The organism is Bartonella sp. AD13SXNS, assembly GCF_042196465.1.
Classification (GTDB): Bacteria; Pseudomonadota; Alphaproteobacteria; order Rhizobiales; family Rhizobiaceae; genus Bartonella.
This window is the reverse complement of record NZ_JBHIQI010000025.1, coordinates 1-9001: the sequence shown is the minus strand read 5'-3', so window position 1 is coordinate 9001 and position 9001 is coordinate 1. Positions and strand designations below refer to the sequence as shown.

The following is a 9001-nucleotide window of genomic DNA, read 5'->3' as shown; positions in this document are numbered from 1 at the left end:
CCTTGAACTGATTGAGTAATATTACTTATTTTTTCATCAAACTTTTTGACCTCATTAGACAGATGCGTATTTACATTCTGGACACTCGTATCAAGACCCGCAAACGCACTTCCAACATCGTTATAAGTATTATCCGTTACCGCACCATCATTAGTAATATTAGAGATTTTATAAGAAGGAGCTGTCCATGTGCCATTCTCATACTTAGCATTACCACCAAAATATGTTGCTACCTGATCGCCCAATTTATGAAGCTGGTTACCCGTCACTGCATCCGTCGAGCCAGATTTAATGTCCCCATCTAATAGAGACGTAAGCTTGCTATTTGCTTTCGCATCCCCTGATCCATGCGTCGCCACAAAGGCATTCGCCGTTTTGCTCCAGTTCAAGGAATCACTTTTCACATCGGCAATGTCTTTGCCTATTTCATTCTTAATATTCGTAAAAGAGCTACCTACACCGGAAAACGCTTCCGCTACATTACCATAGCTTTTCTCTTCATCATGACCTTCAGAATTGATTATTTTAACCTTGAATGTAGGAGCTGTCCAAGCGCCATTTTCATACTTAGCGTTACCACCTAAAGATTTTGCAACTTTATCACCTAGGGCATGAAGCTGGTTACCCGTTACTGCATCCGTTGAAATAGCAGAAATATCTCCATTTTGAAGAGATGTAATCTTGCTGTTTTCTTTCTTGTCTCCATGTATCGCTACAAAAGAACCTTTGGACTTATCCCACAACAAAGCGTCATTTTTAGCAGCCGTAATGTCCTTTTCAATCTCTTTGCTAATTTCATCCTTAATATTATTAAATTTATCTTTAACATTCTCGAATGAAACACCAACACCGGCAAAGGCAGATGCAACATCGTCATAAGTCGAGTCAGAAACACTACCATCAGATGCAAATTTTTTAACCTTGAATGTAGGAGCTGTCCAAGCGCCATTTTCATACTTAGCATTACCGCCCAAAGATTTTGCAACACTGCTTCCTAGGGTATGAAGCTGGGAACCATTTATGGCATCAGTTGAGGTTGCTGTAATGTCTCCATTCTTCAAAGAAGTAATCTTGCTGTTCTCTTTATTTTCTCCATGGGTCGCTACAAAGGCATTCGCCGTTTTGCTCCAAATTAAAGAATCGCTTTTTTCACCAGCAATTTCTTTTGTAATCTCATTCTTAATATTCGTGATGGAATCACCAACACCAGCAAAGGCAGATGCGACACTGTCATAAGTCGAGTCAGTAACGTCACCATCAGAATTGAACTGCTTAACTTTGAATATAGGAGCAGTCCACGTGCCATTCTCATACTTAGCATTACCACCTAAAGATTTTGCAACTTTATCACCTAGGGCATATAGCTGGTTACCCGCTACAGCATCCGTTGAGGTTCTAGTAATGTCTCCATTTTTAAGAGAGGTAATCTTGCTACTTGTATTCTCTTCACCATGCGTTGCTACAAAGGCATTCGCCGTTTTGCTCCAAATTAAAGAATCACTTTTTTCACCAGCAATTTCTTTTGTAATCTCATTCTTAATATTCGTGATGGAATCACCAACACCAGCAAAGGCAGATACGACATTGTCATAAGTCGAGTCAGAAACACTGCCATCAGATGCAAATTTTTTAACCGTGAATGTAGGTGCTGTCCATGTGCCATTTTCATACTTAGCATTACCACCCAAAGATTTTGCAACACTGCTCCCCAAGGTATGAAGCTGGGAACCATTTATGGCATCAGTTGACGTAGCTGTAATGTTACCATTTTCAACTGCCTGAATCTTTTTACCACCAGCATTTATACCGGAAGTCGTCACTTTTGGACCATTGGCAATCACTAAGCCTGTTGCGTCTAAGGTGCTGTCTCCTATTTGTATTTTATCAACTACAATGGACCTAGCTAGATCAAATTTCACCTTATTGTCTTTATCACCTTTTGTGACCGTGAGATTTGTACTTCCAGCTGCCAAATCCATTGGGCTGGTTGAATTAACACTCGTTTTATTTTTACCATTAACAGAAAGATCCCAATTTGGGTTTACAGTGTCTTGTAGAGCTTTTAGCTGCGCAACATTCACGGCATCAGTGTCATTCGTGCCTGCAGCAACATTTATAATCTGTCTGGTCTGACCTTTCTCAAAATTACCAATACTGAGTGCACCATTAGTGGCTTTCCATACGTTATCCTGTTTATCTGAGTTCTTTCTAATACCAGGGTTATAACCCGCAACACCAGCTTTAACATTAGCCAGAGAATATTCACCTAAGGCAATTCCTCCGTCAACTGATGCTTTTGCTTGCCGACCAAATGCCAACGCACTGCCGCCGTTGGCATCTGCGAACTCACCAAATGCTAACGCATAGTCGCCGTTGGTATGTGCACTCCGCCCAAGTGCAACCGCACTATTACCGTAAACTTCTGCGTTCTCACCAACAGCAACCCCCCCGCTTCCGTTGATGCTTGCACCTCGACCAATACCAATCGAAGAATCTCCACTAACTTTAGCATTTGAACCTAAAGCAATCGCCGACTCACTTTGCGCAAAATCTCCTTTCACTATTGATGCATTTTGACCAATAACAATTGCACCATACGCATCTTTATCTACAACGCGCGCATTGTTGCCAATAGCAATTGAATTTTCCGAATTAGCTATAGGATCTTTAAAAAAAGCGTTAGCAGTATTAACGTTCACTCCTCTTGTTAATTCATAAAGCTGGGAACCATTTACAGCATCGGTTGAACTTGCTGAAAGCTCACCAGGAGAAACCTTCAAAAGACGCCGTGTCTTACCTTCACTATTCTCAAAAGTTACGTTAGTTACTGCTGAGGTAGGAGCAATAGCTATCACAGATGGCCCATCCTCAGATGGCCCATCCTCAGATGGCCCATCCGCTCGGACTAGTTCACGAGATAAGCTTCTTATAAGAGAAAAGCTGTCTGTGTTCTCATACCGATCATCACTTTGAAATGGATTATCTTGTTTTTCCCCAATAGCGTGGGGTTCCTTTATCTCAACAACCTGATAATTTAAACCTGCCAAATCATTATTAGTGCCAGAAAATGCATCCGCAACACTTTTATAACCTTCTACATTCTTATAGCCTTCCGTACCTGCAAATGCAGTATCAAAAGCAGCTTTAGTCTGAAACTTAATATTAAGACTTAAGTTCTTGGGAGCATCCTCCCCCTCCACAAATGCAGAGCCACTATCTCTATACAATTTACTGCCAACGATATAGGCTGGCGGAATACCTTTAAGCACATTTGTAGCACCACTAAAATCGTTTGATACGTCATTTACAATATGAGCAGTAGCAAAAACAGGAAAAAGGGTTGATAAAAAAACAATCACTGAAGCCACTGAAAGTGCTTTAATAAAAGGTAATTGATAAAACAAGCAAGAATTTTTAAAACCATTCACCACTGGCGCCCTTGATGTGGTACATAATTTTTTCATAATAAATTCTCCAAGTAAGAAAAACATATCAAGAACATTAAAAAGACACATTTCAGCACTAAAGGTGAGTTGAGGATTTGTTTTTCGTCTGTTCTTTATAAAGCTTAGGTTTTTCGCAAAGATTGAAAGGAGCAGATTAGAACTCCAATGATGTTGTGGTTAACGTTGATTAATAGTTTGGTTAGTAAGGTTTTGGTTTATTCTGCATTTAAACAAGTTGTTTGTTTGTAATAATTTCTGAATTTGTGGATAAGAATAGAGAATGAAAGGGACATATTTGTACGCTACTGTTAGATATGTGATTTATAGTTTTTGAAATAAAAAAGCTCGTTTTGTATGCTTAATGGGAAGTGAATGTTTATGAGGAGAAAGTTTAGGTAAAACTTTTGCGGGATTACTTCGCTCTTATCGCAAGAACAAGCGGTTTGTTCTTTGGTTTTTCGAGTTATTTTTCTTGAAGGATTTTAGAGCAAAATGATGGTAATCATGTGATTTTTTCATAACTTTCCGCACCTCCCTTTGCGAGAATTTTTTTGTTCTGTTTATTCCGGAATGAGTCTTATAGGATTTTAAACAAAATAGCAAGAAGAAAATGAATTTAATTATTTTTACAGAATGAGTCTTTCTGATTTATGTAACGTAAAATTCCTTATAATAAAAATTCATAATTTTTACGCGTTATAGACTTATTTAGAGGTTTTGTTTTACAGTTCAGTTTGAGGTATCTCCGTTTTGTCCAAAATGAGTCTTAGTTTCATTGCCACTGCTGTGTACAGGGAGAATAATTAAAATAGTAAAAAGTGAGATTTTTTTGTTTCTTTAAGCATATCCCCCCAATGGATATTTTCTATTAATGAAATTATAAAACGTACAGTTTTAAAATACTGTGCAATTATGCACTCTATCAATTTATATGATAATATTACTCTGCATTTGTAAAATTTTTGTTAAAGCGCTTCATTTTTTACTCAACTCAATCTCACTAAAATTATTCCTATAGAATATATTGTGATGAGACTTTATAAGTATATTACTCTGATAATATAAATTTCGCCCTTGCCTTATTAAGACAAGGGCAAAAATTCAGTTAAATTGCAGTTTTTCGCATTATCTGCTGTTATTTTAATTTTAGAGTTATTCCGCCACCTACTCCCCACTGACCACCAGCACTGGTAGCTGATAGATTAGAACGAATCTTACCATCTTCAGATGTATAACCCGCACCAATAGCAAAAGCAGACTGGCCACGCCACAAACCGCCACCAAATGAAACACTCAAAGATCCTGGATCATCGAAGTAACGTAAGTTAGACACCGCCAAACCAATCGCTGCTGCTTGCCTTGCCTCTTTGCGCACATTCGTAATATCATAACTTAATGCTTCAAACTTCCTATCGGTATAGGACTTCGCCTCGTTAACACCTTTACTGACTTTATCATCCGTATATTTGTTCGCATCATTAAGAACTATCTTCATCTGATCGTCAGTGTACTTATGCGATTCTTCAGCATACTTATGCAACTGACCACCATTCACAGCTTGCTTAGAGTCTTTCTCAACCTTACCATCCGCTACATTGTCTATCAGGACAGGGTCACTGTCATTAACACCTTTTAGAGTGATGCTATTGGTTTTCTTTCCGCTATCATCGGTATCATAGCTAACCGCAATATCCACCTTTTTTTCAACGTTTGTTACCCTGTTTGTAACGCTGTTTACCTTGCTTTCAACTTCTGTTACCCTGTTACTCATCTGTGAAAACTGATTGTCACTCACCTCATAAGTTGACTTTTCTAAAATTTCACTAGGAGCAACAGTTACCGTGGTTGAATTATCCTCCTCATCCATAGAACTTTCCGCCTCATCTATGACAAGAGGTAAGCTTCTTAGAAGACGTGCGCTTCTCATAAAAGGAAAGCCTTCTGAAATAATATCCGAAGAATCATCTTGAGGTGTATAATTTTTTTCAATAATACCAACGCTATTCTTTATCGCAACAATCTGATGATTTAAACCTGCCAAAGCACTATTAACGCCAGAAAACGCATTTGCAACATTAGTATAGCTGTTCTCAGTTTCATTACCATTCTTATCAAAGGCTTTCACTGTAAATGTAGGGTCTGACCATTTTCCCTCTTTATTATATCCAGCACCACCGCCAAAATAACGTGCAAATGCCTGAGCCATAAAATAAATTTGACTACCATTTACTGCTTCGGTCGATGTTGCCGTAAATGCACCCCCTTTAACACCAGAGAGAATTCGTGGAAAATTAATACTGTTTGCAATATCTATTCTATTACCAGCTTCACTTCCACCAATCGTAATAAGCCCAGCGCTATTTTGCTTAACAAGGTTATTCCCTGCCGAATTAATGGCTATATTTTCAATCTTTTTATCAAGATTCGTGAAAGAACTATTTACGCCTGTAAAGGCATCTGCAACATTATGATAGCTCTTTTCAGCTCCATTACCATTCTTATCAAAAACCTTAACTGTAAAAGTAGGAGCATTCCAGTTTCCATCTGCATCATATCCAGCATTACCACTGAAATAGCTAGCAATTACATTGCTCATAGCATAAGCTTGAGAACCATTTATCGCATCAGTCGATGTTGCTGTAATAGAACCAGCCTTAACACCTGAAAGAATCCGTGCAGCATTATTAACGTTCGCAATACTTACCCTCGTTCCACTTACTTTTCCACCAATCGTAATAAGCCCCGTATCATCTTGCTTAACAAGATCATCACCTGTCCCATTAATGACTATATTTTCAATCTTTTTATCAAGATTCGTGAAAGAACTATTCACGCCTGTAAAGGCATCTGCAACATTCTTATAGTCTCTTTCTGCTCCATTACCATCCTTATCAAAGACCTTAACTGTAAAAGTAGGAGCACTCCAATTTCCATCTTTATAGCCAGCACCACCACCAAAATAGCTAGCAATTACATTGCTCATAGCATAAGCTTGAGAACCATTGATTGCATCAGTCGATGTTGCTGTAATAGAACCAGCATTAACACCTGAAAGAGTCCGTACCGCATTATCAATATTTGCAATACTTACCCTCGTTCCATTTACTTTTCCACCAATGGTAATAAGTCCCGTATCATCTTGCTTAACAAGGTTGTTCCCTGCCACATTAACAACTACATTTTCAATCTTTTTATCAAGATTCGTGAAAGAGCTATTTACGCCTGTAAAGGCATCTGCAACATTATAATAGTGCTTTTCAGTCTCATTGCCATCCTTATCAAAAACCTTAACTGTAAAAGTAGGAGGCGTCCATTTTCCTTTATCAAATCCAGCACCACCACCAAAATAGCTAGAAGTAGCAATGCCTAGAGAAAAAAGTTGGGAGCCATTAACTGCATCAGACGAGAATGGCGCAATCCAACCACTATTAACACCAGTAAGAGTCCTCAATTCATGAGAGCTATTTTCAATGCTTATTCTATTGCCACCTACGTTCGCACCAATTGTAATAAGCCCTGAGCGATCTTGCTTAACAAGTTTATTGCCCGCGACTTCAGCAGTATAACGTTCCAAACCATATAATGCAGAACCAACATCTCTGTACACTTTACCGTTAATTATATAGGTTGGTGCAATACTTTTAAGTATATTTGTACCAGCACCAAAATACTGCGATACATTACCCCACGCATCACAAGCAGAAACAGGAGAAGCATTGGATAAAAAGACAGCTACTGAAACCAATGAAAGCGTTTTAATAAAAGGTAATCGATAAGACGAGCAAAAATCTTTAATATCACTCTCTTCTAGCATTTTAGGTGTGTTATATATTTTTTTCATAATAAATTCTCCGAATAAAAAAACATTAAAAAGACATATTCTTGTGTTAAGGAAACTCTAGAAGATATTTTTTCTTGTTTTATAAAAAGATTAGGGTTGTCATAATGGGAAAAAGAACTATCTAAAACACCATGAGACTATCATTGGTGTTAGTCGATAGTATAGTTAATAAGGGTGTGGTTTTTACGCTTTTAGGGAGGTTGTATCTTTTGCTGTAAAACCCTTGGGGTTGGGAGTAAATGAAATAAGTGTAGAGAGGACATGTTTGTATGTTCTTATGAGTTTTTTGTGTGCTTAAGAAGCAATAAAGATATTTATTGCGAAAGTGAAATTAAGTTGTTTGCTGAATGAGCTAAGGTATTTTTTGTAGGGTTATTATACTTTTGTCATAAAAATAAGTGAGATAACTTTGAACCTTAAAGGTGTATCTCTTAAATCTTTTTATGGTAAAGTAATAATGGTTATGTGGTTTTTTCATAACTAAACGCATTTCCTTTTGCGTAATTTTTTGCTCGGTTTTTTACGGATTATCTTTGCTCAGGCACTGTCTATAGACTATTAAGAAAAATAGCAAGAAAAAAATGAATTTAATTTAATAATTCTTTCTGATTTATTAAAAATTCTAAAATTTATAGCATTGTTCCTTGCTCTTTAGTCCTTTATAAGAGCATTGATGTGTTATTGTACTTTAGATGTTATGATCAAAGTGAAGCTTACTTAATCATTGCTATTGCTGCATACAGAGAAAATAATTGAAATAGTAAAAAATGGAATTTTTTATTTCTTTAAGCATCCCTCAAATGGATATTTCTATTAATAAAACTATAAAATGTATGCTTTTAAACTATTGTACGATTACGTACTCTATTAATTTACAGAGAGACATCACTCTGCATTTGTAAATCTTTAGTTAAGACATTTCACTTTAACTAAAATTAGTTTCACTAAAATGATGACTATAGAATACATTGCTATAAGACTTTATAAGTATACTACCCTGTGATTTTCTGTATAAAATATTAATGCTCTATAATATAAAATTTTTGCCCTTGTTTAATGAAACAAGGGCAAATGCATTTTTTATCATTAATTTAGCGTTACTCTAAATCCAGCGCCTACCCCCCAGTGACCTCCAGCACTCGTAACAGATAAATTAGAACGAATTTTGCCACTTTCAGACATATAACCAGCACCAATAGCAAATGCCGATTGACTCCGCCACAAACCACTACCAAATGAAAAGCTTAACTTTCCAGGGGTGTCATCATAACTCAAATTAGACACAGCCAAACCAATAGCAGCTGCTTGCCTTGCCTCCTTGCGAACATCTTCAATGGCATAATTCAACGTCTCAAACTTCATATCTGTATAAGATTTCGACTCGTTAACACCATCATTGATAAGACCACTAACTTGATCATCCGTATATTTCTTCGCATCATCAAGAACTATCTTCATCTGCTCTTCAGTATAATCATGCAACTGACCACCATTAACAGCTTCCTTAGAACCTTTCTCAATCTTACCATCCCCTACATTGTCTATCAAGACAGGCTCGCTGTCATTCCCACCCACTAACGTGATGCTATTGGTCTTCTTACCTTCCGCATCTTTGTCATAGTTAACAGCTCCATCTATAACCGCAGTTTCAATATCTTTAACATGTTGGTCTAGCTTATCTACCTTATGATCAACCTCGTTGACCTTCTCGTTC

General features: G+C 37.3%; 2 protein-coding genes and 1 pseudogene. All 3 read right to left on the bottom strand.

Annotated features, from left to right (window positions below; all coding sequences use genetic code 11):
- Positions 1-3464 (bottom strand): annotated as a pseudogene (locus ACFIMQ_RS08735) (hypothetical protein); the annotation flags it as partial.
- A gap of 1117 nt (positions 3465-4581) precedes the next feature.
- Positions 4582-7287, bottom strand: coding sequence for a YadA-like family protein (locus ACFIMQ_RS08730; RefSeq protein ID WP_375703853.1), 2706 nt, complete (start codon positions 7285-7287; stop codon positions 4582-4584).
- A gap of 1086 nt (positions 7288-8373) precedes the next feature.
- A partial coding sequence (locus ACFIMQ_RS08725; RefSeq protein ID WP_375616961.1) for a YadA-like family protein occupies positions 8374-9001 on the bottom strand: 628 nt, incomplete at its 5' end.

Bases quoted from the DNA above. Each gene is read 5' to 3' on its own strand.
- ACFIMQ_RS08730 (WP_375703853.1), bottom strand. From the start codon at position 7,287: ATGAAAAAAATATATAACACACCTAAAATGCTAGAAGAGAGTGATATT.